This is a genomic window from Pseudomonas sp. PDM20, assembly GCF_014852575.3.
Taxonomy (GTDB): domain Bacteria; phylum Pseudomonadota; class Gammaproteobacteria; order Pseudomonadales; family Pseudomonadaceae; genus Pseudomonas.
In genome coordinates this window covers 3,804,906-3,828,433 of the sequence record NZ_CM181224.1, presented here as the reverse complement: position 1 = coordinate 3,828,433, position 23,528 = coordinate 3,804,906, and the positions used below count along the sequence as shown (strand labels likewise).

The window sequence follows — 23,528 nt, the reverse complement described above, 5'->3', positions numbered from 1 at the left end:
GGGAGAACGTCATGAGTCAGAACAATAACAATCCCGCTCCGATGCGCCTGACCAGCTTCGTCACCACCGACCTCTGCGGCATCACCCGTGGCCGCTCGCTTCCCGAATCGGAAGTCGCCGAGCAGCTTGTCACTGGTTGTGGCTGGGTGCCCGCCAACAGCGCGCTGACGCCCCAGGACATCATCGCCGACGACAATCCCTGGGGCAGTCACGGCGACTTGCGCCTGCTGCCCGACCCGAGCAGCCGGGTGCGTCTTGAATACGGCCCGGACGCCCAGGCCGCGCCGCTGGATTACCTGCACGGCGACCTGGTGACCACCACCGGCGCGCCCTGGCCGGTGTGCCCGCGCACGCTGCTGTGCGAGGAGATCGCCCGCTACCGGGAGCTCGATCTGCAAGTCACCGCCGCCTTCGAACACGAATTCAACCTGCTGGGCCTGGCGGACGAACACGCCGCCGCTTTCTCCCTGCAAGCCCAGCGGCAAACCGGCAACTTCGGCGGCTGGCTGATGAGCGCGCTGGAACAGATCGGCGCCGAGCCGGAAATGTTCCTGCCCGAGTACGGCCGCAACCAGTACGAAGTCACCTGCCGGCCGACCCAGGGCGTTGCTGCGGCCGACCGCGCAGTGAACGTCCGCGAAGTCACCCGCGAGATCGCCCGCCAGTTCGGCTGGCGCAGCACCTTCACGCCGCTGCTGGCGCCCGGCGCTGTGACCAACGGCGTGCACCTGCACCTGAGCCTGCAGCGCCTGGACGGCACCCCGGTGTTCTACGACGAAGCCGCGCCGACCAACCTGTCGAAGCTCGCCGAACACTGGGCCGCTGGAGTACTGCGCCACCTGCCGGCGCTGTGCGCGCTCACCGCACCGACGGCGGTGTCCTACCTGCGGCTGAAGCCGCACCACTGGAGCGCCGCCTACGCCTGCCTGGGGCTGCGCAACCGCGAAGCCGCGCTGCGCATCTGCCCGGTGGTGGAAATTGGCGGCAAACCCAAGGCGCGCCAGTTCAACCTGGAATTCCGCCCCATGGACGCCACTGCCAGCCCGCACCTGGCCATGGCCGCCGTGCTGATTGCCGGGCGCCTGGGCATGCAGCAGGAACTGCCGCTGTCGGCGGTCACCGATGTCGATCCGCACAGTCTCAGCGACGCCCAGCGCGAGGAGCTGGGGATCAAATCGCTGCCGGGTTCGCTGGAGGAGGCCCAGCGCCTGCTGCTCGCCGATAGCGAACTGTGCGCCCAGCTGCCGCCCGCGCTGCTGCAGACCTACGTCTCCATGAAGCGCCAGGAACAGGCCCTGACCCGTGAACTCAGCGAAGAACAACTCTGTGAATCCTATGCAAAGTTCTACTGAATCCGGTCTCTTCCGGCGTCCGCCGTTCGAGATCGTCAATCCGCAGGGCAGGAGCCCGGTGCTGCTGGTCTGCGAGCACGCCAGCCGCTACATCCCCGAGGAACTGGCACAGCTGGGCCTCGACGATGCGGCCGCTGCCGAGCACATCGCCTGGGACATCGGCGCGCTGGACCTGGCCCGCGAGCTGTCGGCGCGCCTGGACGCCACGCTGCTGGTGGCCAACTACTCGCGCCTGCTGATCGACCTCAACCGCCCGCTGTCCGCGCCGGACCTGATTCCCGAGCACAGCGAGATCTACCCGATCCCCGGCAACCGCAACCTGAGCGCGGCGGCCCGGCAGGAGAGGGTGGCGAGCCTGTTCGAACCCTTCCACCGGCAACTCACCGCGCTGCTCGACGAGCGCCTGGCGGCCGGCCGGCCGACCCGTCTGGTCGGCGTACACAGCTTCACCCCGAGCTATCGCGGCGAACCGCGTCCGTGGGTCGCCGGGGTGCTCTACGCAAAAGCCGAAGCCTATGCCCAGCGCATGGTCGCCGGGCTACGCGAAAGCGGCGAAGAAATCGGCGCCAACCAGCCCTATGTGATCGACCCGCTGGAGGACATGACGGTCCCGGTGCATGGCGACGAGCGCGGCGTGGACGCCGTGCTGATCGAAATCCGCAATGACGGACTGCGGACCCCGCAAGGGGTGGAAGCCTGGGCAGTACGCCTGGCTCCCTGGCTCTGAGGACCCAAGCCCGGCCAGCCATCTTCTGGCGAGTGCGTTCGGCCGGCCGGGCAGGTTCTGAAAACAACAACAATTCAGCGCATGAGCGCCGAACCCTGAATGCTGCCGTTCCCAGAGGAAGTGCCCCGTGGCTATCGAACAGTTCGGATACAAGCAACAACTGCGCCGCAGCCTGACGCTCGGCGACCTGGTGATCTACGGGATGATCTTCATGATCCCGATCGCTCCCTTCGGCGTTTACGGCTGGGTGCATGCCGACGCCCACGGCATGGTGCCCATGGCCTACCTGGTGGGCATGGTGGCGATGCTTTTCACGGCGCTCAGCTATGGCGCGATGTCCCGCGCGTTTCCCATCGCCGGCTCCGTGTACTCCTACGCCCAGCGCGGCATCCACCCCAATGTTGGCTTCATCGCCGGCTGGGTCCTGCTGCTGGACTACCTGCTGATTCCGCCGCTGCTCTACGTGTTCAGTGCGCTGGCGCTGAACCACCTGTTCCCGGCGATCCCCAAGCTGGTGTTCATGCTGATCTTCCTGGTGTCCGCCACGCTCATCAACCTGCGCGGCATCACCCTGGCGGCGCGCTTCAACCTGCTGTTCCTGATCGCCGAACTGGCGGTGCTGGCGATCTTCCTGGCGGTGGGTTACCACGCGCTGGAAGGCGGCCTGGGCAATGGCCGGCTGACGCTGGAACCGCTGCTGCAGCCGGAGCATTTCAACCTCGGCCTGGTGATGAAGGCGGTGTCCATCGCGGTGCTGTCGTTCCTCGGCTTCGATGCGATCTCCACCCTCGCCGAAGAGGTCAAGGGCGACCCGGCCAAGCAGATCGGCCGCGCCTCGCTGATCGCGCTGTTCGTCATGGGCGCTATCTTCATCGTGCAGACCTGGCTGGCCACTGACCTGGCTGCGGGCATGACCTTCAAGTCGGCGGACACCGCCTTCTACGAGATCGCCGAAGCGGCCGGCGGCAGCTGGCTCTCCACGCTGACGGCGGTGTCCACCGCGCTGGCCTGGGGCGTGACTGTGTCGATCACCTCGCAAGCCGCCGTTTCGCGCCTGCTGTACTCAATGGCCCGCGACGGCAAGCTGCCGCGTGTGCTGGCCAAGGTGCATCCGAAGTACCAGACCCCGCACATCAGCCTGTACCTGGTCGGCGTGCTGTCGCTGGGCATCGGTATCTACTTCCTCGATTCGCCGGACGTGCTCACCTCGCTGGTCAACTTCGGCGCGCTGACCGGCTTCTGTCTGCTGCACCTGGCGGTGATCAACCACTACTTCATCCGCCAGAAGAGCGGCCAGGTGCTGCGCCACCTGGTGTTCCCGCTGGTTGGCCTGGTGATCATCGCCTACGTGCTGTTCAGCATGAGCCGCGAGGCGCAGGAGCTGGGCGCAGGCTGGATCGCCATCGGCCTGGTGTACCTCGCGGTGCTCAGCCGACGCGGCAACGGCAGCGAGCTGGCGCGGGAAATCTGAAGGGGTGCGCCGTGCTGTCGCAGACGGCACGGCGCGCTTTGACAGACGGCGGGGCGTGCCCCATAAAGATCGGGCGGTGCAGGGACGCCGCCAACACCGACGAACCAGCGTGAAACAGCATGAGCAGGAAAGATCAGGACAGTACGCCCTTCACCCTGGACCGCATCGACGAGGAGATCATCCGCATCCTCCGTCACCAGGGCCGCATCACCTACGGCAAGCTGTCCGCGCTGGTCCACCTCACCCCGCGCCCCTGCCAGGAGCGCGTCCGCAAGCTGGAGCGGCACGGCATCATCCGCGGCTATGGCGCCGTCATCGACGAACAGAAGATCGCCTCGGGCCTGTCGCTGCTGGTGCTGGTCGCGTTGTCCAACCAGAGTGGCCGCACCGCGCAGAAGGCCTTCGAGGCACGCATGATCGCCTGCCCGGAAGTGCTGCACTGCCAGCTGATCAGCGGGACCTTCGACTACAGCGTGCGCATGCGCTGCCGCGACATGGAGCACTACCGCGCGCTCACCGAAACCTGGCTGAACGATGAGAGCCTGCACATCGACAAGCTGGTTGCCCACCCTGAGCTGACGACTATCAAGGAGTCCGCCAGCTAGCGCTGTGGACTCGCTTTTCTCCTGCGTTTTCCTCCGCTGATATCCCCCCGCCAGCGGCTGCCTCAAGCACAGCCGAATCGGCTGTCGTGACCCTTCAATACAGCCGTATCGGCCGGTGAAGCCTTGCATTACAGCCGGGTTTTCCCCTTGCCCGGTGGGAGAATCGTGTGGCCCCTCTCCTGAAGTGCAGACCTGATCCAGGGCCTCTGCGACGTTGTTGTGCCCGCTGTTCGAGGCATGCTGGAGCGGGGCGGTGCCGTTCGAATACACCGACAGAAAAGTCCAATCACAACAATCGGAGGTCCCACCATGACTCGCTTCGTCGACGTCCCCACGATGTCCCAACTGGTCCAGCAGATCGGTGTCGCCCGCTTCATCGGCGAACTTGCCGACACCATTGCCCAGGATTTCGTGCGCTGGGAATCCTTCGACAAATCCGCCCGCGTCGCCAACCACTCCGAGATCGGCGTCATCGAACTGATGCCGGTATCCGACACCGCCCGCTATGCCTTCAAGTACGTCAACGGCCACCCGCAGAACACCCAGCGCGGCCTGTTCACCGTCATGGCCTTCGGCGTGCTGGCCGATGTCGAGACGGGCTACCCGGTGCTGCTCTCTGAGCTGACCGTGGCCACCGCGCTGCGCACCTGCGCCACCTCGCTGATGGCTGCCCGCGCGCTGGCCCGCCCGGATTCGCGACGTATGGCGCTGATCGGCAACGGCGCACAGAGCGAGTTCCAGGCCCTGGCCTTCCATCACCACCTGGGCATCGAGGAAATCGCCGTCTACGACATCGATCCGCAGGCCACCGAGAAGCTGATCCGCAACCTGGCGGATGTCCCCAACCTGAAGATCATCCGCGCCGGCTCCACCGCCGAAGCGGTGCGCGGCGCCGACATCGTCACTACGGTGACCGCCGACAAGGCCTACGCGACCATTCTTACCCCGGAGATGATCGAGCCGGGCATGCACATCAACGGCGTGGGCGGCGACTGCCCGGGCAAGACCGAACTGCACGCCGACGTCCTGCGCGCCGGCAAGGTGTTCGTCGAGTACGAGCCGCAGTCCCGCGTCGAGGGCGAGATCCAGCAGATGCCGGCGGACTTCCCGGTGAACGATCTGTGGCGCGTGCTTACCGGCCAGCTCGCCGGGCGCGACAGCGCCGAGCAGGTGACCATCTTCGATTCGGTCGGCTTCGCCCTCGAAGACTATTCCGTGCTGCGCTACGTGAACGAGCAGGCCAGCCGCCTGGGTCTGGGCGAGCGCATCGACCTGGTGCCCTGGAGCGAGGAGGAGGACAACGACCCCAAGGACCTGTTCCGCTACACCCGCTCCGCCAAGGCGCGCAAAGGGCTGCGGCGCATCGCCTGATGTTCAGCGCGCCAGCTCTGCCTCTGGTGGAATCGCCAGGGGCGGGCGGCTGAGGTCGCTGGCGCTCTGCGTGGTGGCGACGACGCGGGCCTTCAGCCATTGGCTGAAGGCTTTCACCACCGCACGTTCGGCCTTCACCGGGTCGGTCACCAGGAAGTAGCCGCGGCTGGACTGGATGGTGATGTCGAACGGGCGCACCAGCAGGCCACGGGCGAGGGCATCGCCGCTGAGCAGGTTGTCGCCGATGGCCACGCCCTGGGCGGCGATGCACGCGGTGATGGTGCAGGGCGCATCGGCGAACAGCACGCCGGAGCGGTGATCGATGGCACTCGCGCCCACCGCGCCGAGCCACAGGCGCCAGTCGGCAAAATCATTCATGTGCAGCAGCGTGTAGTGGGCCAGGTCCGCCGGCTGCTGCAGGCCGCCGCGCGAGTGGATCAGGCGTGGGCTGCAGACCGGGAAGAAGTGCAGGGCCACCAGTTGCTCCACCGTCTGGTTCGGCCAGTCGCCGCTGCCGTAGGCGATGAACAGGTCGGCGTCGCTGGCGCTGGTGTCCTGCGGCACGCGCGGCGTCACTACGTGCAGTTGCACCTGCGGGTACTGCGCGAGGAAGTCGCCCAGGTGCTGGCACAGCCAGTAGGTGGCGAAACCGGGATTGCAGCTCACGCACAACGGGCCGCTGACCTGCTGCTCGTCGAAGCTGCTGCCGGCCAGTTGCACCTCCGCGAGGATGCGCCGCACGTCGCGGGCATACCTTTCCCCCCGATAGGTCAGGCGAATGCCGCGCCCGGTGCGCTCGGTCAGGGCGAAGCCGAGGCGCTCCTCCAGCGTGGCGATGCGGTGGCTGACCGCGCTGCGGGTGAGGTTCAGCTCCGTTGCGGCGGCAGACACGCTGCCCATCCGGGCCACGGCATCCAGCGCCCGCAGGGCGGTCATCGAGGGAAAGTGCATGGGGATTCCAATGGGTGATTGGTGAAACTATCAGGACATGAGGTGGCGAAATCCTGCGCTTGTTGCAAATTCCGCTTCACCAATACTAGGCCACACGACAACAACAACAGGCAACGATGAGGAAGCCGCCATGTCGAAATTCAAGGCCTACGTCCAGCAGTGGATCGACGAACACCGCCAGCAATTGTCCGACTGGCACCAGGTGATCTGGCATTTCGCCGAGCCGGCGTTCCGCGAGTACAAGTCCTGCGCGTGGTACGTGGAGCTGCTGCGTAACGAAGGCTTCACCGTGGAAGAGGGCAGCGGCGGCATGCCCACCGCCTTCGTCGCCACTTTCATCAATGGCGATGGCAGCCAGGGTGACGGGCCGATCCTCGCTACCTACGCCGAATACGACGCCGTGCCCGGCAACTGCCAGGCGGCGGCGACCAGGCCGATGCCACGCGATGGCCTGTCCAGGTACGCGCCGGGCCACACCGACCCGCACTCCGCGCTGGGTATCAGCGCCCTGGGCGGGGTGCTGGCGGCCAAGGCGGCGATGCTGGAATTTGGCATCGCCGGCACCATCAAATTCTTCGGCGAGCCGGCGGAAAAGCTGCGCGCCTCCAAGCCGGTGCACGCCGCCAAGGGCTACTACGACGACCTCGACGCCGCCGTCAGCTTCCATCCCACCTACATGCTGCCGCTGAACAACACCACCACCTGGGACACCCACTGCGGCATCGCCTACTCGTACATCTACACCTTCACCTGCGAGGACCCGCAGAACTGGATCGCTGCCGACCGCTACAGCCCGATCCCGCAGAACCACCTGGCCGCCCGTGCTCCTGGCGCCAATGATGCGCTGGTGCACTTCTACACCCTGAACGAGAGCCTGCGCCGTTCGACCCTGCCGTTCACCGGGCTGTGGAGCTTCAACGAAGCCATCCTCACTGCCGGGCAAGCTACCGCCGACAACCTGCCGCCGCACATCTCGCAGATCCAGTACCTGCTGCGCTGCGACTCCATCGAGCAGGCCGAGACCATCTCCACGGTGATGGACAACAACGCCGCCGCCGCGGCCATGGCCACCGGCTGCCAGTGGAAGAAGACCTGGGTCTGCAAGTCCCGTGGCGGGCTGGCCAACCATGCGCTGGCCCAGGCCTGCTACGACAACCTCGCCGCCATCGGCGCGCCGAGCTGGGGCGAGCAGGCCATCGCGGTGGCGCGGGAAATCCAGGTGAACCTCGGCCTGGAGCCCATGGACGAACCCTTCCTGCCGGCCACCCAGGCGCTGATCGAACCCCAGGAATGCGAGCGGCAGATGCGCCTGCAGATGCCGGCCTGGCAGAAGTACCTGACCTCCGACGACTACCCCGAATACACCTGGCACTGCCCGACCGTGCGCCTCTATGTGGCCCGGCCGATGCTCAGCGCGCCAGCCGGCTTCACCTACCCGGACTGGGTGTCCAACGCCCTGGGCGGCATCCGCGAGACCATCGACCCGATGATAGATGTGGCCTCGAAGACCATCGGCAGCACGCTGATCGAGCTGTTTACCGATGCCGACCTGCTGGCCGAGGCGACCCGCGAATTCAACCAGCGCACCGGCGGCGGCATCGGCGGCGAACAGTGGCAGGCGCCGCTGCTGCCGAAGGACTTCAAGGTCCCGCACCGCTTCCGCTGGCCGGAGTACATCCGCACGGTGCGCGGCGAGGAGTGGTGGATTCCGGCGCGCGAGGACGAGTGATCCCGAGCTACCGAACCCGCCAGGAAATGCGCACGTAGGATGGGTGGAGTGCAGCGATACACATCGATCCCTGCCTGCGATACAGCATGGGTATCGCAGGCTCCACCCATCCTACGTTGGCGTTCCCTTGTGATTTGGCGTGGTTGGTTGTGAGCGTTTGAACCAGCGGACCAGTGCCGCGCTAATCTCCATGGCGCGCGAGCGCGACGGACAGCCCGGCGTCGAGAGCAGCTGTGGCAGCAGGAAACCCACTTCCGCTTCGTTCGGCCCGCAGAGACCCGGCGCGGCCGATTCGAAGACTTCCTCGTCCCAACGCGGGAAGCGCTCGCTCCCGCTTTCGAATGCAGTCAGTGCGTTCATGATCGTTTCGCCTCCTAGAGGTCCAGCACCAGCGGTTGCACGCCGCTGTCGTCCTGCGCCGGGATGGCGCAGCAGATCAGTACGCTGCCCGCTTCGGGCAGTTCCGCCGGTGGATTGGGGTAGTGCACCTGGCCGCTGACGATCTTCGTCCTGCAGGTGCCGCAGGAGCCGCCGCGGCAGCTGAAGTCGGGTGCCAGCCCCCGGGCCTCGGCCAGCTCCAGCAGGCTGCCGCTCTCGGGCTTCCAGCGGGCCTCCTTGGCCGAGCCGGCGAAGTACACCGGCACCGGTTCGGTGGCAGCGGGCGGCTGCATCAGCGTCGGCTCCTGGCCGTCACCCCGGCGCTTGAGCGTCGAGGGACCGAAGGTTTCGGCATGGATGCGTGCGTCGGCGATGCTCAGGCCGCGCAGGCCGTCGTAGATCGCCTGGGTGAATTCGCCGGGGCCGCAGACATAGAAGTCGTAATCGTCCAGCGGCAGCCGCGCCTTGATCGCCTCGATATCCAGGCGCCCAACCTGTTCGAAGTCGCGACCGGCCAGCGCTTCGGGCTCCGGACGGCTGAGTGCGCGGTGGACCAGCAGTTGCGGCGCGCGCTGGCGCAGCTCGGCGATCTCGCGCTGGAACGGTAACTGGCCCAGCGTCCGCGCAGACTGGAACAGGTGAACACGCCGCGCCGGGCCTGCCACCAGCTCGCGCAGCATCGACAGCAGCGGGGTGATGCCCACGCCAGCGCCGATCAGCACCACTGGCCGTGTGCTGTCGCTTTTCAGGGTGAAGCTGCCCATGGGGGCGCGGACCTGCAGGTGATCGCCGACAGCAATCCTTTCATGCAGGTACCGGGACGCCGGGCCCTGGGCCTTTACGCTGATGCGCAATTGGCCGTCAGACGGCGCGCTGGAGAGGCTGTAGGTGCGGATCAGCGCCTGTTCGCCGGCCGCCAGGCGCACCGGCAGGTGCTGGCCCGGAACGAAACTCACGGCGAGGCCGGTGGGTGGTTGCAGGTAGAACGAGCGGATGTCTTCGCTTTCCGGTTCCACGCGCAGCACCTGCCAGTCCTGCCACTGTTGGCGCTGCTCGCGCTCCTGCAGTCTGGCGTCGGCCTCGGCCCAGGTGCCGGTCATCAGGCTGGTGGGCGAGTACTCGCGGAAGTTCCAGCGCAGCGCCAGGGCGTTGCGGCGCAGCACCGCGTGCTGTACGTCCAGGGTCCACAGGCGTTCGGCGCCTTCGAAGGCCGCCAGCAGCGGGCTGTCGAAGAGGATTTCGGTGCGGCCGTGAACCTGCAGCACGTCACCGCTGGTGAAGTCGACGAACAGCAGCCCCGCCTGCGGGTTGGCCTGCAGGTTGCCGAGGGTGTTGAAGTGCAGGTTGCCGGCATAGTCGGGGATGGTCAGGCGATTACCGTCGACCCGGACGAAGCCGGGGCGGCCGCCGCGATGGGAGACGTCCCCCGAGCGCTCGCCGTCCTCGTGCTGGACATAGCTGGCGACGAAGAAGGTGTCGGCGTTGCGGATGATGGTTGCCAGCTCCACGTTCAGCGCACCGAAATCCTCACGCGGGGCGCGCTGGCTGTAGCGCTGCTCGTCGCGGCTCCACTCGCGCTTCTGGATGTACTGCGGGCAGTTGCCGAAGGAGTGCTCGACCGCCACCGTCAACAGGCCGCCATCCACTTCGCGGAGGACGCCGTTCATACGGTTGCGCCGGCGGGTGTGCAGCTCGATGCCCAGCAGGCCGATCGGGTGGCCGGCTTGCAGGCCGCTGACGGCGGGGTCCTGGCTGTCGGGGACGCTGTCGAGCAGCAGGCTTTTCGGGTCGGGCGAGGTGACGAAGCCTTCCGCACCTTCGAGCAGGGTTGCCCAGGGCCGACCCTGGTCATCCACGGCGCCGGCGATGATGAAGGGCAGCTGATGGTAGAACTCACGGTGCTGGTCGGGCATGTAGTCGCGGATGACTTTCTGGCCATGGACTTCCATGCGCTCGGCGACGCCGACGCGCTCCTGGATCGCCTTCTCGCCGGCGTGCCAGGGGGAAGTACGGTGTTTGGGCAGCTGGAACATGACGGGCACCTCGCGACGAAGGGGCTGCCGGGTCACCCCGGCAGCGAAGGTTGCATCAGGCTTGCAGGCCGATGGCGGTGCGCTGCATCGGTACGAAGTGCGGCAGGGCCTCCACGCGGGCCAGCCAGGCGCGCAGGTTGGGGTAGTCCTGCAGGGAGACGTTGCCCTCCGGCGCATGGGAAATGTAGGAGTAGTTGGACACGTCGGCGATGGTCGCCTCGCTGCCGGCCAGGAAGGGCGTCTTCGCCAGTTCGCGTTCCATCACCTGGAACAGGGTGTGGGCGCGGGTGGCGACTTCCTCGGGGTTGAAGGCGGCGCCGAACACGGTGATCAGCCGCGCAGCGGCCGGGCCGTAGGCAACTTGCCCGGCGGCGACCGACAGCCAGCGCTGCACGCGGGCGGCGCCCAGCGGGTCTTCCGGCAGCCAGCGGCCGTTGCCGTATTTTTTCGCCAGGTAGACCAGGATGGCGTTGGAGTCGGAGACGATGACGCCTTCGTCATCGATCACCGGCACCTGGCCGAAAGGGTTCAGGGCGAGGAAATCCGGGTGCTTGTGGGCGCCCTTGGCGAGGTCCACCGAGATCAGTTCGGTGGGCAGCTGCAGCAGCGAGAGCATCAGCTCGACGCGGTGGGCGTGGCCGGACAGCGGGTGGCGGAAGAGTTTGATGGTGTGGGACATGACCGTGACTCCGTTGGCTTGAGTGGGTGGGCAGCGCGAGTCGGTCCGGGGCGGGTTGCTCGAGCTGATGGGTGAATGCTGCGCCCGATGGCCGGCGCGCAGAATCACCACGGCGGGCAATCCAGCGTTTCAGAATTCGGAAGAATGGGCGGTGCAGGTGAATGCCGGTGGCGTTTGCATGCGGGGTGGGCGCCGGCCCTGCCGGCGGATCGCGGGCATGGCCCGCTCCTACAGGGGGCTTGGCGTGTAGGCGCCGGCCCTGCCTGCGACAGCCCGAGCGGCGGGGCCACAGGCGAGGGGCGAACCTACCCGCGCAACGCCGGATGCGCCCGCAGGCGCGGCACCACGAAATCGAGGAAGGTACGCACCCGCGCTGCCGCGCGGCGGCCTTCGCGGTAGATCAGCTGCACCGGCAACCCTGGCGCCGCGTAGTCCTGCAACACCACCTGCAGGTCCCCGCTGCTCAGTTCGGCATGGGCCTCGTGGCTCATGCAGCGGGTCAGCCCGAGCCCCAGGCTGGCAGCGCGGATTGCCGCGTGGGTGGTGCTGCACGCCAGCTTCGGTGAGAGACGCACCGAACGCGGCGCGCCCTGATGACGGAAGCGCCATTCGCTGACAGCGCCCTGGCTCCCGGCGACGATGATGCGGTGCGCCTTGAGGTCTTCCGGCGCCCGCGGCACGCCATGGCGTGCAAGGTAGTCGGGCGATGCGCAGATCACCGGCCGCACCGTGCCCACCGGCAAGGCGAAGCCGGACGAGTCGGGCAAGGTGCCTATCACCAGCGCCACATCGATGCCGTCTTCCAGCAGACGCGGCAGGTCCTCGCGGTGACGGCTGACCAGGCGTACATCGGGAAAGGCCGCCAGGTAGTCCAGCGCGATGGGCGCGAAGAGGCGGTCGGCCATCAGCAGCGGCAATGTCAGGTTCAACTGCCCGGCAGGGTGGGCCTGCAAGCCGTCGAGCGAGCCTTCCGCCTCATCGATACCCTGGAGAATCTGCCGGCAACTGGCGGCGAAGGCTTCGCCACTGGCGCTCAGCTCGACCCCACGCGGGCCGCGCAGCAGCAACTCGCATTGCAGGCGGGACTCCAAAGCGGCAACCAGGCGCATCACCGTCGCGGTGGACAGCTCCAGCCGACGCGCGCCCGCGGCGAGGCTGCCGGAGCGCGCCACGGCGTCGAACGCCTGCATTTCCCGGTAGCGGCTCACGGCTGTGTGGCTTGCAGGGCCGGGTCGGCGCGCAGGCGTTCCGCGCAATGCGTGACGAAGCTGCGAACCTTCGCCGGCAGCCGCGTGCTGTCCTGATAAAGCAGGTGGATCGGCAATGGCGCCGTGGCGAACTCGTCGAGGACGATCTCCAGCTCGCCACGCGCCACGGCCTCGGCGGCCTGGTAGGAGAGGACGCGGGTGAAGCCGCCGCCCAGGCGCGCGGCGTGGATGGCGGCGTTGTTCGAGCTGACCACGAAACGCGACGGTGGGCGCAGGGTCAGCGGGCCGTCCGCGGTGACGAACTGCCAGTCGGTGAGCAGCACGCTGGTGGCGGCCATCACCACCGGCACGTCGAGCAGTTCGTTGGGGTGCTGCGGGCGGCCGTGGCGCTCGAGAAAGGCCGGGGAGGCACAGACCACCGGGCGGATTTCGCCGACTTTCAGCGCGGTCAGGCTGCCCTCGGGCAGTTGGCCGATGCGCACGGCGACGTCGATGCCCTCGTCAAGCATGTTCACCACGCGATCGACCAGCAGCGCGTTGACCGTCACCTCGGGATGGGCTTCCAGGTAGCCGGCGATCAGCGGGATCAGGTACAGCTCGCCGAACAGCACCGGGGCGGTCACCGCCAGGTTGCCGCGCGGTCGCAGGGCGCTGCCGGAGGCCAGCTCCTCGGCTTCTTCGAGTTCCTGGAGGATGCGCCGGCAGTCCTCGACATAGCGCTGGCCGGCCTCGGTCAGCCGCACGCTGCGGGTGCTGCGGGCCAGCAGCAGGGTACCCAGGCGCTGCTCCAGCGCGGCGATGGCGCGGGTCACGCTGGGCGGCGACAGGCCCAGCTGCTTGGCGCCAGCGGCAAAGCTGCCGGCTTCGGCCACGGCCAGCAGCACTGTCATTTCCTGAAACCTGTCCATGGATCACCGTTGTCGCCTTGAGCGGGTCGCCAGACTGTAGTGGGAAGCCGCGCCGGTTTGAAGTGCCGGCGGCTTGCGGGCGACATCGGCGTGCTTGCCAGCGCCCTGTGGCTTGACCGCGCCCCGGCCACTCCGGCACAAGCGCTGGAGGCGCCCGCCGCGAGGCCGCCACCGCCAAGAGCCTTCTCCCATGACCAGCAAGACCTCGGCCACCGCGCTGGCCGCTGCGAACAATCCGCGCCTGGGCATCGCCCTGTGCCTGCTGTCGATGCTCATCTTCGCCTGCCAGGACGGCATCACCAAGGTGCTGGTCCGCCACTTGCCGGTGGCCGAACTGGTGATGGTGCGCTACTGGGTGTTCGTGCTGTTCGCGCTCATCGTCTGTCGCTCCCAGGGCGGCGCGCGCGCGGCCAGCCGCAGCGCCAGTCCCTGGCAGCAGGTGGTCCGCGCGTTGCTGGGCGTAGGCGAGATCGCCATCTTCGGCCTGGCCCTGCGCTACCTCGGGTTGGCCGAGACCCACGCGCTCTACGCGGTCTTCCCGCTGATGACGCTGGGCCTGGCGCGGCTGTTCCTCGGCGAGCGGATGGTCGGCCGGCAATGGCTGGCGGCGGCGGTGGGTTTTGGCGGTACGCTGCTGATCCTGCGCCCCGGCATGGGCGTGTTCGAGCCCGCGGCGCTGATCCCGCTGGCGGCGGCGCTGACCTTCGCCTTCTTCAACATCCTCTCGCGGCGTATCAGCCAGACCGACTCCTTCGCCACCACCACCCTGTACATGGCCGTGGTCGGCGCCGTGGCGGCCACCTCCGCCGGGCTTCCTGCGTGGGTCACGCCGACGCCCCACGAAGCGATGCTGATGTCGATCGTCGCCGTCTCCGGGGTGATCGCTCAGCTGCTGCTGATCCAGGCGCTGAAGTACGCCCAGGCCTCGACGCTGCAGCCGTTCAACTACTCGCTGCTGGCCTTCGCCACGCTGATCGGCCTCATCGTCTTCGGCGAGACGCCGACCCTCTGGACCCTCACCGGCGCGCTGCTGATCCTGCTGGCGGGGTTGTATTCGATCCGGCCGAAAGGTTAGCCCCTGATGCCTCTGCGCCGGGCTGTCGCAGGCATGGCCAGCTCCTACACCAGCCTCGTACTCCGTGCCCCCTTGTAGAAGCGGGCCATGCCCGCAAACGGCGGACAAGGTCCGCCGTCACCCAGGCGCGCCAACCCTCCGATAGACACCATGGTGCAATGTCCGACGTCTCGGCCTTCGTGGTGTCATTTCCGGCAGGGGAAACCCGGCCATAGCTCCGAGAACCCCGCAGTCCGAACGTGCGCCGCACGCTCATCCCACCCAGGCGAACCCGTCGAATCGCGAGGTCTCCATGCTCCTACCCCTTTGCACCTGGTCCGAAATCGAGCAATTCCTTGGCCGCAGCCGGACCATCGTCATCCCCATCGGCTCCAACGAGCAGCACGGCCCCATCGGCCTGCTGGGGACCGACTGGATGTGCCCGGAAATCATCGCCCACGAAGCGCAGAAGTCGGCGGACATCCTCATCGCGCCGACCTTCAACATCGGCATGGCGCAGCATCACCTGGGCTTTCCCGGCACCATCACGCTGCGCCCCTCGACCTTCATCGCCGCCATCTGCGACTGGGTGAATTCCCTGGCTGCCCACGGCTTCGAGAAAATCCTCTTCCTCAATGGCCACGGCGGTAACGTCGCCTCCATCGAGGCCGCCTTCTCCGAACTCTACGCCCAGGCCAGCTTTGCCCGCCGCCCGGCCGGCTTCGCCCTGAAGCTGTGCAACTGGTGGGACCTGGAAGGCGTCGGCGAGCTGGCCAACCGGCAGTTCCCCAAGGGCCATGGCATTCACGCCACGCCTTCGGAGATCGCCGTGACCCAGTGGGCCTATCCGCAGCACATCAAGTCGGCCGAGTACTCGCCGCCGATCGCCAACTGGGGCCCGATCCGCGAAGCGGCGGACTTCCGCGCGCGCCATCCGGACGGCCGCATGGGCTCCGATCCGGGCCTTGCCACGCCGGAGAAGGGGCGCGAGCTGGTGATGCTCGCCGCCCTCGGACTGGTGCAGGCGGTCGAGGCCTTCAGCGGGGAACCCTCGCCGTTCTGAGTGCCATCCGCCGCTGCGTTACCTCACGCAAACCCGAGCCTCGCTCGGGTTTCTGTTTTTTTGCGCCGCGCAAAGCCGGCCAGCTAACAAGAGCTAACAGCAGATAACTCGCCCGATTGCGCCGGCCTTGCCACTCTGGCAACCGGGTGTCATTGGCTAACCAGGGAGGCCTCCATGACCCAGCATGATGGCTGCATGAATCTGGCGGGGCGGCGCAGCAATGCCGAATTCGGCGCGTTGATCCTCGGCTCCGGCGAGCACGACGAGGTGGCATCGCGCCAGCTGTACATGGCCGTGCTGCCGCTGCTCATCGCCTTCTTCGAGGGCCAGGCGCAGGCCGGGCGCATCGGCCAGCAGGATATGGGCGACCTGCTGCGCGCCACCCTGCGACAGGTTGGCCGACAGCGCGCCAGCTACGACCCGGCCGTGCCTTTTCGCGCCTGGCTGCTGGAGCTGGCTCGGCATGAACTGAGCGCCCACCGTTGCGCGCTGCCGGCCGCAGGGCCCGTCGTGTGTGAAGCGCAGAAACCGGCGCGGCGCAGGCGTACCGCCGCCGCCCACTGAGTCCAGGTTTTCAGGAAGACCCGATGCAGTCGATCGAGAAGGTTCTCTACACCGCCCGCGTGCATACCCGTGGCGGCCGTGATGGTGAAGCACGCAGTGATGATGGTCGGTTGCAGGTTCGGCTGACGCCACCGGGAGCACCGGGGGAGGGAAGCAACCCCGAGCAGTTGTTCGCCGCTGGCTGGTCGGCCTGCTTCATCGGCGCGCTGCGGCATGCCGCGAATGCGCGCAAGCAGGAGTTCCCGGCGGACACGACGGTGGATGCCGAGGTGGAGTTGATGCACGGCGAGCAGGGTTTCTTCCTGCGGGCCCACCTGGCGGTCCACCTGCCGGGGCTGGACCCTGAACTGGCGCAGCGGCTGCTGGATGCCGCACAGCAGAGTTGCCCCTACTCGAAAGCGCTGCGGGGCAATGTCGCCGTCACCCTGAGCCTGTGCTGATGGGGCATCGCCACCGGCCCTTGGGCGTGACAGCCCGCATAAAAGGTCACGCAAAGGCTTGATCGCGTGCTCGAAACTCCTATCCTGCTAGGACTTGCGGGCCAGTCTCGCGCCCACTCCCTCTGTCGGAAGAGACGCCCCGTGGAGTCCGCAGCGGACGATCTGTCCTCCTCACTCAAAACGCCGGTCGAATTCGGCCCGTTCCGGGTCGTGCCCGGCAAGCGCCTGCTCACCCGTGATGCGCAGCCGATGGATATCGGCGGGCGAGCCTTCGACCTGCTGCTCGCCCTGCTGGAAAAGCCCGGTCGCGTGCTCTCCAAGCGTGAACTGCTCAAGCGCGTGTGGCCCGACATGGTGGTGGAAGAGGGTAGCCTGCGCTTCCACATGACCGGCCTGCGCCGCGCCCTGGGCGACGGCGAGGACGGCGCGCGCTACATCGCCACCCAGGTGGGTGTCGGCTATGCCTTCGTCGCACCGGTGAATCTTGGTAGCGAAGCGGTGTCGGCAGCGCCGCCGGTAATGAGCATGGGCGAAGGCGTCGGCAGCTTGCCGCCGCGGGTGAAGCTGATCGGCCGCGAGGCCGATGTGCAGATGATCCTGCAGCGCCTGCGCGAGCCCCGCCTGTTCACCATCGTCGGCACCGGCGGAGTCGGCAAGACCAGCCTGGCCAACGAAGTGGGCCACCGACTGGCCGCCGAACGCCGGCAGGCCGTGCGCTTCATCGACCTGGCGCAAATCGAGGATGAGCAGCTGGTGGCCTCGGCGCTGGCCGCCTCGGTGGGTGTGCCGGTGCAGTCCGAGGACCCGCTGGCGGTGCTGCTGGCGCACCTCCGGGGCCAGGACCTGCTGCTGATCGTCGACAACTGCGAGCACGTGGTGGACGTGGTGTCCGCGCTGGCCGAGCGTATTCGCGATGCCGCTCCCGGCGTCGGCCTGCTGGCCACCAGCCGCGAGCCGCTGCGCGCGCGGGACGAAGAGGCGCACTGGCTGGGCCCGCTGGATTTCCCCGAAGACCCGCAAGGCTTGCCGGCAGAAGATTTGCTGGCGTTCCCCGCCGTGCGGCTGTTCGTCGAGCGCGCCGAGGCCGCCAACGCCTCGCTGCAACTGCAGGACGGCGACGCCGACCTGATTGCCGACATGTGCCGGCGCCTGGGTGGCATGGCCTTGCCCATCGAACTGGCGGCGGTCCGGGTGGCCATCCATGGAGTGAAGGCCACCCATTCGCTGCTGGGCGAACGCTTCTCCCTGGGCTGGTCCGGCCGGCGCACCGCGCAGCCGCGCCACCAGACGCTGCGCGCCATGCTGGACTGGAGCTACGGGCTGTTGTCCGGCAGCGAGAAACTGGTGTTCGACCGCCTTTCGGTCTTCGTCGGGCCGTTCTCCCAGGAGGCGGCCGCGCAGGTCGTCGCCGATGCACGGATCGATGCGCTGGAAGCGGCTGCCATCCTCGATGAGCTGACCGCCAAGGGCCTCGTGGCGGTGGACCGCAGCGAGGCCGCCACGGCCTATCGATTGCTGGAAATGACCCGCGCCTTCGCCCGCGAAAAGGCTGCTGCCCATGGCCATGAGGAGGCGCACGCCCTGGCCTTCCGTCACGCCGCCTATTACCTGTGGTTGCTGGAGCAACTGGGTAGTGTGCCCGAGGTCATCTACGCAGGCTGTGCGCGTCTGGCCAGCCAGCTGGGCAACGTGCGCAGCGCGCTGGAGTGGAGCTTCGGCCCGCAGGGCGACCCTGGCCTGGCACTTCCGCTGGCTGCGGCCAGCGCGCCGCTGTTCCTGCATTATTCACTGCAGGTGGAATGCCGTACCTGGTGCGCTCGGGCCACCGAGTTGCTGGAGCTGGGCTACTTCGGCACGCCCACCGAAATGGAGCTGCAGGCGGCCCTCGGGCTGGTGCTGATGTTCACCCGCGGCAACAGCGAGGCCGCCGGCAAGGCCCTGCTTCGCGCGCTGGAAATCGCCGAGGCGCTGGGCGACCACTGGGCCGAACTGCGGGTGCTCGGGCGCCTGCAGATCTTCTACGAACGCATCGGTGACTTCGCCTCTTCGCTGGCCTGGGCGGAGCGCGCGGTGCTGGTCGGCGATACTCTGGGCGAGCCGGAAGCAGTGGCCGTGGCTGCCTCGCTCGCCGGTATCTCCCATCACCTGTTGGGCGACCAGCAGCGGGCGCGCGAGGAGCTGGAAAAGTCCCTGCGCAACAGCCTGCCTTCCGAACGCAGCCGCACGTTGCACTATGGCTTCGACCACCACAACCGCACGGGCCTCGCCCTGGCGCGCACGCTCTGGCTGCTGGGTTGCGCCGACCAGTCGCGGCGCTGGGCGGACCAGGTGGAAGCCGAGGCGGCGGAGCTCAATCATCCGGCCACCCATTGCATCGCCCTGGTGTGGACGCTGTGCATCCATCTCTGGACCGGCGAGCTGGACAAGGCCGAGCGCAGCCTGGCGACCTTCAGCCGGATCGCCGAGGCCAACGCTTTCGCCCCCTATCAGGCCGCGACCCCGGGCCTGCGCGCGGCCATCGCCATTCGCCGCGAACAACCCGGCGACGCGGTGCGCCAACTGGAAGAAAGCCTCACGCGCCTGCACGGCATGCGCTACGAGTTGCTGACCACCTCCTTCGAGATCGCCCTGGCCGAAGGCCTGATCCTTGCCGGCGAACACCGCCGCGCGCTGGGCGTGGCGCGGCGCTGCATCGCGCACTGCCGTAGCAGCGGCGATGCCTATGCCTTGCCGGAGCTGATGCGTATCGAGGCGCAGATCATCGCTGCGCTGGGCGAGGAGGGGGATCAGGTGGTGGAGCGTGTTCTCCAGGAATCGCTGGCGATGGCCGGCGAACAGGGCGCGTTCGCCTGGGTCTTGCGTTCGAGCCTGGACCTGGCACGGCTGCGCGCGAAGCAAGGGGATGTGGCCCAAGCGCTGGCGCTGCTGGAAGCCTGCCAGCCCGAAGAAGGCCTGGACACGCTCGACGTCTGCCAGCTGGAAGCTTTGCGGCGGGCGCTGGGCGCTACCGCCTGAGCGATATCAGCGGCTCTCGGCCGGCCCGATGGCGAGCAATGCCGCCATGTTCACCAGGTCCGGCAGCGTGCGCGCCTGCATCTTGCGCATGACCCGGCCACGGTGCGCCTTCACGGTGATCTCGCTGATGCCCAGGTCGGCGGCAACCTGCTTGTTCAGCCGGCCGGCCACCACCATCTCCAGCACTTCCCGCTCGCGGCTGGTGAGCAGGGCGTAAGCCTGGCGCAGGGCGTCGAGGCGGGACTGCTGGCCGAGCGCTGCGCGGCTGTGTTCCAGGGCGTCGGTGATGGCCTGCAGCAGCGTATCGCTGTCGAACGGCTTGGTGAGGAACTCCACCGCGCCAGCTTTCATCGCGCGCACGGTGAGCGGTACGTCGCCGTAGCCGGTGATGAAGATGATCGGCATCGCCGGGCGCGCACCGGCCACGCTGCTTTGCAGGTCGAGGCCGTTGAGGTCCGGCAGGTTGACGTCCAGCACCAGGCAGCACGGCGCGAGGCTCGGTGGCTGGTCGAGGAAGGCGCTGGCGGCCTCGAACAGCACCGGCTGCCAGCCAGCCGAGCGGATCAGCAATTCCAGTGACTCGCGCACCGAGATGTCGTCGTCGACCACGTAGACAATGGGTGTCGCCTCTGGCTTGGGCCGGGTTTCCATGCGCGGGGATGAGCCTGGATGAGGTGGGGAGTGGTGCAACATGCCATGTCCTCCGAGTGGCGTCGACCGGGCTGTCAGCCGACCGGCAGGGCGGCGCTGAGCGCCTTGAGCAGTTCCGCTTCGCTGAACGGCTTGAGCAGGCAGGCCACCGCGCCCTGGGCAATCAGGCGCGGGCAGGTGGTCGCGTCGCTGTAGGCGGTGATGAAGATGATCGGTACGGGGATCGCGCGCGCGGCCAGCTCCTTCTGCAGCTGCGGCCCGCTCATGCCCGGCATCGACACGTCGAGGATCAGGCAGCGGGTGCGCAGCAGGGCGTCCGAGGCGAGGAAGTCCTCCGCGCAGGAGAACGCGTTCACCTCGAAGCCGAACTCGCGCAGCAGGTCCGGCAGGGATTCGCGCACCGATTCGTCGTCATCGACCACCGACACGAGCAGGGGCGTGGCCATCAGCAGATCTCCGTCGGTTGGTCGTGGCTGGTCGGTGCCGGCGTCAGTGCCTGCGGCAGCGCGAAGATGAAGGTGGAGCCCGGCCCGTCGTGGGTGGTAGCCCAGACCCGGCCGGCGTGGTGCTCGATGATCGAGCGGCTGACCCACAGGCCGATGCCCATGCCCGACTGCTTGGTGCTGAAGAAGGCATCGAACAGGCGCCCGGCGTCCTCCGGCGCGAAGCCCGCGCCGTTGTCGCGGACCGCCAGGAAGATGCTCGCGTCCAGGTCATGGCCGGTGCTGATACGCAGCTGGCGCGGGCGGTCGTGCACGTCGTCCAGCGCATCGATGGCGTTGAGGATGAGGTTGAGGATCACCTGTTGCAGCTGCACGCGGTCGCCGCTCACGGCGGGCAACCCTGCCTGCAGCGTGGGCAGCACCGTGACACCGTGGCGCTGCAGCTCGTTGTGCAGCATGGCGATGACTTCCCGCGTGGCCTCGTTCAGGTCCACCTGTTCGCTGACCGTTTCGTGGCGGGCGAACAGGGCGCGCAGGCGCTTGATCACATCCGCCGCGCGGTTGCCGTCGCGGATGGTGCGCCGCGCGGTTTCCCGAGCACCTTCCAGATTGGGAGTTTGCGCACCCAGCATGCGCAGGCAGGTGCTGGCATTGGTGATGATGCCCGACAGCGGCTGGTTGACCTCATGGGCGATGGACGCAGTCAGCGCGCCCAGGCTGGCGACGCGGGCGACATGTGCCAGTTCGGCGCGGGTCCGGTGCAGGGTCTCCTCGGCGAGGCGGCGCTGGGTGACGTCCTGCGCCGTGGCGATGTACAGCAGCGCGCCGTCGGCTTCGCGGGTGGCCTGGGCGACCAGGTGGACGTGGCGCACGGCGCCGCTGGGGAGCAGCAGCCGGTGTTCATGCTCGAAGTCGCAGCCGTCGCGGCGCTGGCGCCTGAGCATGGCTTCCACCGTGGCGCGGTCGTCCGGGTGGATGCGCGAGAAGATCAGATCGAAGCCCGGCGTCAGGCCCGGCTGCAGGTCGAGGAGCCGGTAGATTTCTTCCGACCAGGCGATCTCGTCGTTATCCACGCGCCAGGAGAAGGTGCCGGTGAGGCTGATGCGCTGGGCCTTGGCCAGGAAGGCTTCGCTCTGGCGCAGGGCCGCTTCGCTGCGCGCGCGGTCGATGGCGATGCTGGCGAGGTGGGTGAACTGCGAAATGAGCGCGCACTGGTTTTCGGCCACCTTCTGGGGCTGGCCGAAATAGACCGAGAGGATGCCGCTCACTTCGCCGTGGTTGGACACCACCGGGATGGCCGCCAGCGCGCGCAGCCCGCAAGCCTGCGCGTGTTGCCGCCAGGCGGGCCAGCGCGTTTCGCCGTCCAGGTCGTCGATCTGCACGGTGGCGTTTCCGAGCACGGCTTGCGCTTGCGGGCTGCTGAGCGCGTCCACCGGCTGGCCGTCCGTGCCGCCATACATCGAAGTCGGCAGGTGCGGTGCGGCGCCGGCCTGCAGGCGCAGCGTCGCTTCTGGCAAGCGGCCATGGCGCGGCGCGACCAGGGTGATGGCGCAGCGGCTGCCCTCGAGGTTGGCTTCCACCAGTTGGCAAAGGGTTTCCAGCACCTGCGGCAGGGCGCAGCCGCCGGCCATCAGGCCGAGCAGGCGTTTTTCGCCGGCCAGCAGCAGCTCGGCGCGCTTGCGCACATGGATGTCGGTGTTGCCGCCGTACCATTTCAGCACGCGGCCAGCCGCGTCCAGCTGGGGCACCGCGCGGATGAGGAACCAGCGGTAGCTGCCGTCGAAGCGGCGCAGGCGCGCTTCGAACTCGCCGGCGCTGCCCGCTTCCAGCAGGCCCTGCCAGTAGACGCCCAGTGCCGGCGCGTCCTCGGGGTGCAGGGCGGTCATCCAGCCAACGCCGGCGGCGCTTTCCGGGGTCATGCCGGTGTAGTCGAACCAGCGCTGGTTGAGGAACTCCACGCTGCCGCCCGGATCGGTGCGCCAGACGAAGCCGGGCACGGCGTCGATCAGGGTGCGCAGGCGGTCCTCGGAAACGCTGACCTCTTCCAGTGCCTGGGCCAGCGACTTCTGCGCCTGGGCGATCAAGGCCTGGTCGCGCCGCTGTTCGTCGATGTCCACCTTCAGCACGAACCAGCGCTGAATACGCCCCTCGGCATCGCGGTGGGGCAGGCCGCGCACGTGGAACCAGCGGTAGATGCCGTCCGCGCCGCGCACCCGCTGCTGGAAGTTGTACGGATCGCCGCTGGCCACCGAGTGCTTCCAGGCGGCCAGCGCGCAGGGCAGGTCTTCGGGGTGGATGGTGTCGGAGCTGGTCCAGCGTCGCAGCTGATCGAAGCTGGCGCCGAGGTACTCGCGGTTGTGCCGGTTGACGCACTCCAGCTCGCCGGTGGGCGTCATCAGCGAGATCAGCGCGGGAATGCTGTCGATCAGGTCCTGTGTCTCGCGCGTCACGGTCAGGGGCGGCGCCGGCAGCAGGTCCTCGATGTCGATGCTCTGGCCGCACCAGCCGGTGGGCTCGCCGAGGTCATTGGTGAGCGGGCGGGCGCGCAGCAGGAAGCGGCGATAGACACCGTCGTGCCGGCGCAGGCGGGCCTGCAGGTCATGGGCGACGCCGGACTGGCGGATGGCGCTCCAGGCGTGCTGCAGCGCCGGCAGGTCGTCGGGATGCACCAGCGCCTGCCAGGCATGCTCGCCGAGGGCGTCGGGGGCGCGCCCGGCATAGAGGCGCCAGGCCTGGTTGACGCTTTCCAGGCGGCCTTCGACGCTGGCGGTCCACGCCATGTCGGGCAGCTTGTCGACGACTTCGTTGTGCATACCGGTCCTCTCCCGGCGCTAGCCGTGGGGCGAGCATGCGCCTTGCTGGCGGGGCTGCCAATGATACCTAGGT

Annotated in this window: 20 protein-coding genes; 11 read left to right on the top strand and 9 right to left on the bottom strand. The window is 68.0% G+C overall.

Annotation, left to right across the window (positions count from 1 at the left end; translation table 11 throughout):
• Window positions 1-11: 11 nt before the first annotated feature.
• The 5 genes from IB261_RS17460 to ocd all read left to right on the top strand — a co-directional run bounded on the left by IB261_RS17460 (window position 12) and on the right by ocd (window position 5,526).
• Window positions 12-1,352, top strand: a complete 1,341-nt coding sequence (locus IB261_RS17460; protein ID WP_192382691.1) for a glutamine synthetase family protein — start codon at window positions 12-14, stop codon at window positions 1,350-1,352.
• Window positions 1,336-2,079, top strand: coding sequence for an N-formylglutamate amidohydrolase (locus IB261_RS17455; protein WP_192382690.1), 744 nt, complete (start codon window positions 1,336-1,338; stop codon window positions 2,077-2,079). The genes IB261_RS17460 and IB261_RS17455 overlap by 17 nt, the downstream gene beginning before the upstream one ends.
• A gap of 127 nt (window positions 2,080-2,206) precedes the next feature.
• Complete coding sequence (locus IB261_RS17450) at window positions 2,207-3,550, top strand: APC family permease (protein WP_192382689.1); 1,344 nt, start codon at window positions 2,207-2,209, stop codon at window positions 3,548-3,550.
• A 119-nt stretch (window positions 3,551-3,669) separates the two neighbouring features.
• Window positions 3,670-4,155, top strand: coding sequence for an Lrp/AsnC family transcriptional regulator (locus tag IB261_RS17445; protein ID WP_081518297.1), 486 nt, complete (start codon window positions 3,670-3,672; stop codon window positions 4,153-4,155).
• A gap of 309 nt (window positions 4,156-4,464) precedes the next feature.
• The gene (ocd, locus tag IB261_RS17440; RefSeq protein ID WP_192382688.1) at window positions 4,465-5,526 is read left to right on the top strand and encodes an ornithine cyclodeaminase; all 1,062 of its coding nucleotides are present in this window, start codon (window positions 4,465-4,467) and stop codon (window positions 5,524-5,526) included.
• A 3-nt stretch (window positions 5,527-5,529) separates the two neighbouring features.
• Here ocd and IB261_RS17435 read toward each other — a convergent pair whose 3' ends face one another.
• Window positions 5,530-6,477 carry a LysR substrate-binding domain-containing protein gene (locus IB261_RS17435; RefSeq protein ID WP_192382687.1) on the bottom strand — a complete coding sequence of 316 codons (948 nt, stop codon included), beginning with the start codon at window positions 6,475-6,477 and terminating at the stop codon, window positions 5,530-5,532.
• A 130-nt stretch (window positions 6,478-6,607) separates the two neighbouring features.
• Between IB261_RS17435 and IB261_RS17430 the strand changes: the two genes are divergently transcribed.
• Entirely contained in the window at window positions 6,608-8,206 is a 1,599-nt protein-coding gene (locus tag IB261_RS17430; RefSeq protein ID WP_192382686.1) for a zinc-binding metallopeptidase family protein, read from the top strand.
• A gap of 111 nt (window positions 8,207-8,317) precedes the next feature.
• Here the strand turns inward: IB261_RS17430 and IB261_RS17425 are convergent, their stop codons facing one another.
• From IB261_RS17425 to IB261_RS17405, 5 genes are all read right to left on the bottom strand, one after another.
• Window positions 8,318-8,566, bottom strand: a complete 249-nt coding sequence (locus IB261_RS17425) for a hypothetical protein (RefSeq protein WP_192382685.1) — start codon at window positions 8,564-8,566, stop codon at window positions 8,318-8,320.
• A gap of 14 nt (window positions 8,567-8,580) precedes the next feature.
• A complete protein-coding gene (locus tag IB261_RS17420) occupies window positions 8,581-10,617 on the bottom strand; it encodes a pyridoxamine 5'-phosphate oxidase family protein (protein ID WP_192382684.1) in 2,037 nt (678 codons plus the stop codon).
• A 55-nt stretch (window positions 10,618-10,672) separates the two neighbouring features.
• Entirely contained in the window at window positions 10,673-11,296 is a 624-nt protein-coding gene (locus IB261_RS17415; protein ID WP_081518291.1) for a glutathione S-transferase family protein, read from the bottom strand.
• Between the two features lie 305 nt (window positions 11,297-11,601).
• On the bottom strand, window positions 11,602-12,504 hold the full coding sequence (locus tag IB261_RS17410; RefSeq protein ID WP_192382683.1) for a LysR family transcriptional regulator: 903 nt from the start codon (window positions 12,502-12,504) through the stop codon (window positions 11,602-11,604).
• Window positions 12,501-13,412, bottom strand: coding sequence for a LysR family transcriptional regulator (locus IB261_RS17405; protein ID WP_192382682.1), 912 nt, complete (start codon window positions 13,410-13,412; stop codon window positions 12,501-12,503). Before IB261_RS17405 ends, IB261_RS17410 begins: the two co-directional genes overlap by 4 nt.
• A gap of 190 nt (window positions 13,413-13,602) precedes the next feature.
• On the opposite strand from IB261_RS17405, the gene IB261_RS17400 reads away from it, so the two are divergent.
• From IB261_RS17400 to IB261_RS17380, 5 genes are all read left to right on the top strand, one after another.
• Entirely contained in the window at window positions 13,603-14,487 is an 885-nt protein-coding gene (locus tag IB261_RS17400; protein ID WP_192382681.1) for a DMT family transporter, read from the top strand.
• A 292-nt stretch (window positions 14,488-14,779) separates the two neighbouring features.
• Entirely contained in the window at window positions 14,780-15,529 is a 750-nt protein-coding gene (locus tag IB261_RS17395; RefSeq protein WP_151187432.1) for a creatininase family protein, read from the top strand.
• Window positions 15,530-15,703: 174 nt separating this feature from the next.
• The gene (locus IB261_RS17390) at window positions 15,704-16,093 is read left to right on the top strand and encodes a hypothetical protein (protein WP_151187431.1); all 390 of its coding nucleotides are present in this window, start codon (window positions 15,704-15,706) and stop codon (window positions 16,091-16,093) included.
• Window positions 16,094-16,116: 23 nt separating this feature from the next.
• Entirely contained in the window at window positions 16,117-16,533 is a 417-nt protein-coding gene (locus tag IB261_RS17385; RefSeq protein WP_192382680.1) for an organic hydroperoxide resistance protein, read from the top strand.
• A 141-nt stretch (window positions 16,534-16,674) separates the two neighbouring features.
• On the top strand, window positions 16,675-19,548 hold the full coding sequence (locus tag IB261_RS17380) for an ATP-binding protein (protein ID WP_192382679.1): 2,874 nt from the start codon (window positions 16,675-16,677) through the stop codon (window positions 19,546-19,548).
• Between the two features lie 6 nt (window positions 19,549-19,554).
• On the opposite strand, the gene IB261_RS17375 is transcribed toward IB261_RS17380, so the two are convergent.
• The 3 genes from IB261_RS17375 to IB261_RS17365 all read right to left on the bottom strand — a co-directional run bounded on the left by IB261_RS17375 (window position 19,555) and on the right by IB261_RS17365 (window position 23,455).
• Window positions 19,555-20,199, bottom strand: coding sequence for a response regulator transcription factor (locus IB261_RS17375; protein WP_225606074.1), 645 nt, complete (start codon window positions 20,197-20,199; stop codon window positions 19,555-19,557).
• Between the two features lie 74 nt (window positions 20,200-20,273).
• Window positions 20,274-20,645, bottom strand: a complete 372-nt coding sequence (locus IB261_RS17370) for a response regulator transcription factor (protein WP_151187427.1) — start codon at window positions 20,643-20,645, stop codon at window positions 20,274-20,276.
• Entirely contained in the window at window positions 20,645-23,455 is a 2,811-nt protein-coding gene (locus IB261_RS17365) for a PAS domain-containing protein (protein ID WP_192382677.1), read from the bottom strand. Before IB261_RS17365 ends, IB261_RS17370 begins: the two co-directional genes overlap by 1 nt.
• Window positions 23,456-23,528 lie beyond the last annotated feature (73 nt).

Coding starts and splice junctions, on each gene's coding strand:
- IB261_RS17365 (WP_192382677.1), bottom strand. CDS start 23,455: ATGCACAACGAAGTCGTCGACAAGCTGCCCGACATGGCGTGGACCGCC.
- IB261_RS17395 (WP_151187432.1), top strand. CDS start 14,780: ATGCTCCTACCCCTTTGCACCTGGTCCGAAATCGAGCAATTCCTTGGC.
- IB261_RS17375 (WP_225606074.1), bottom strand. CDS start 20,199: ATGGAAACCCGGCCCAAGCCAGAGGCGACACCCATTGTCTACGTGGTC.
- IB261_RS17430 (WP_192382686.1), top strand. CDS start 6,608: ATGTCGAAATTCAAGGCCTACGTCCAGCAGTGGATCGACGAACACCGC.
- IB261_RS17390 (WP_151187431.1), top strand. CDS start 15,704: ATGACCCAGCATGATGGCTGCATGAATCTGGCGGGGCGGCGCAGCAAT.
- IB261_RS17415 (WP_081518291.1), bottom strand. CDS start 11,296: ATGTCCCACACCATCAAACTCTTCCGCCACCCGCTGTCCGGCCACGCC.
- IB261_RS17435 (WP_192382687.1), bottom strand. CDS start 6,477: ATGCACTTTCCCTCGATGACCGCCCTGCGGGCGCTGGATGCCGTGGCC.
- IB261_RS17460 (WP_192382691.1), top strand. CDS start 12: ATGAGTCAGAACAATAACAATCCCGCTCCGATGCGCCTGACCAGCTTC.
- IB261_RS17445 (WP_081518297.1), top strand. CDS start 3,670: ATGAGCAGGAAAGATCAGGACAGTACGCCCTTCACCCTGGACCGCATC.
- IB261_RS17370 (WP_151187427.1), bottom strand. CDS start 20,645: ATGGCCACGCCCCTGCTCGTGTCGGTGGTCGATGACGACGAATCGGTG.
- IB261_RS17455 (WP_192382690.1), top strand. CDS start 1,336: ATGCAAAGTTCTACTGAATCCGGTCTCTTCCGGCGTCCGCCGTTCGAG.
- IB261_RS17405 (WP_192382682.1), bottom strand. CDS start 13,412: ATGGACAGGTTTCAGGAAATGACAGTGCTGCTGGCCGTGGCCGAAGCC.
- IB261_RS17425 (WP_192382685.1), bottom strand. CDS start 8,566: ATGAACGCACTGACTGCATTCGAAAGCGGGAGCGAGCGCTTCCCGCGT.
- IB261_RS17385 (WP_192382680.1), top strand. CDS start 16,117: ATGCAGTCGATCGAGAAGGTTCTCTACACCGCCCGCGTGCATACCCGT.
- IB261_RS17420 (WP_192382684.1), bottom strand. CDS start 10,617: ATGTTCCAGCTGCCCAAACACCGTACTTCCCCCTGGCACGCCGGCGAG.
- ocd (WP_192382688.1), top strand. CDS start 4,465: ATGACTCGCTTCGTCGACGTCCCCACGATGTCCCAACTGGTCCAGCAG.
- IB261_RS17400 (WP_192382681.1), top strand. CDS start 13,603: ATGACCAGCAAGACCTCGGCCACCGCGCTGGCCGCTGCGAACAATCCG.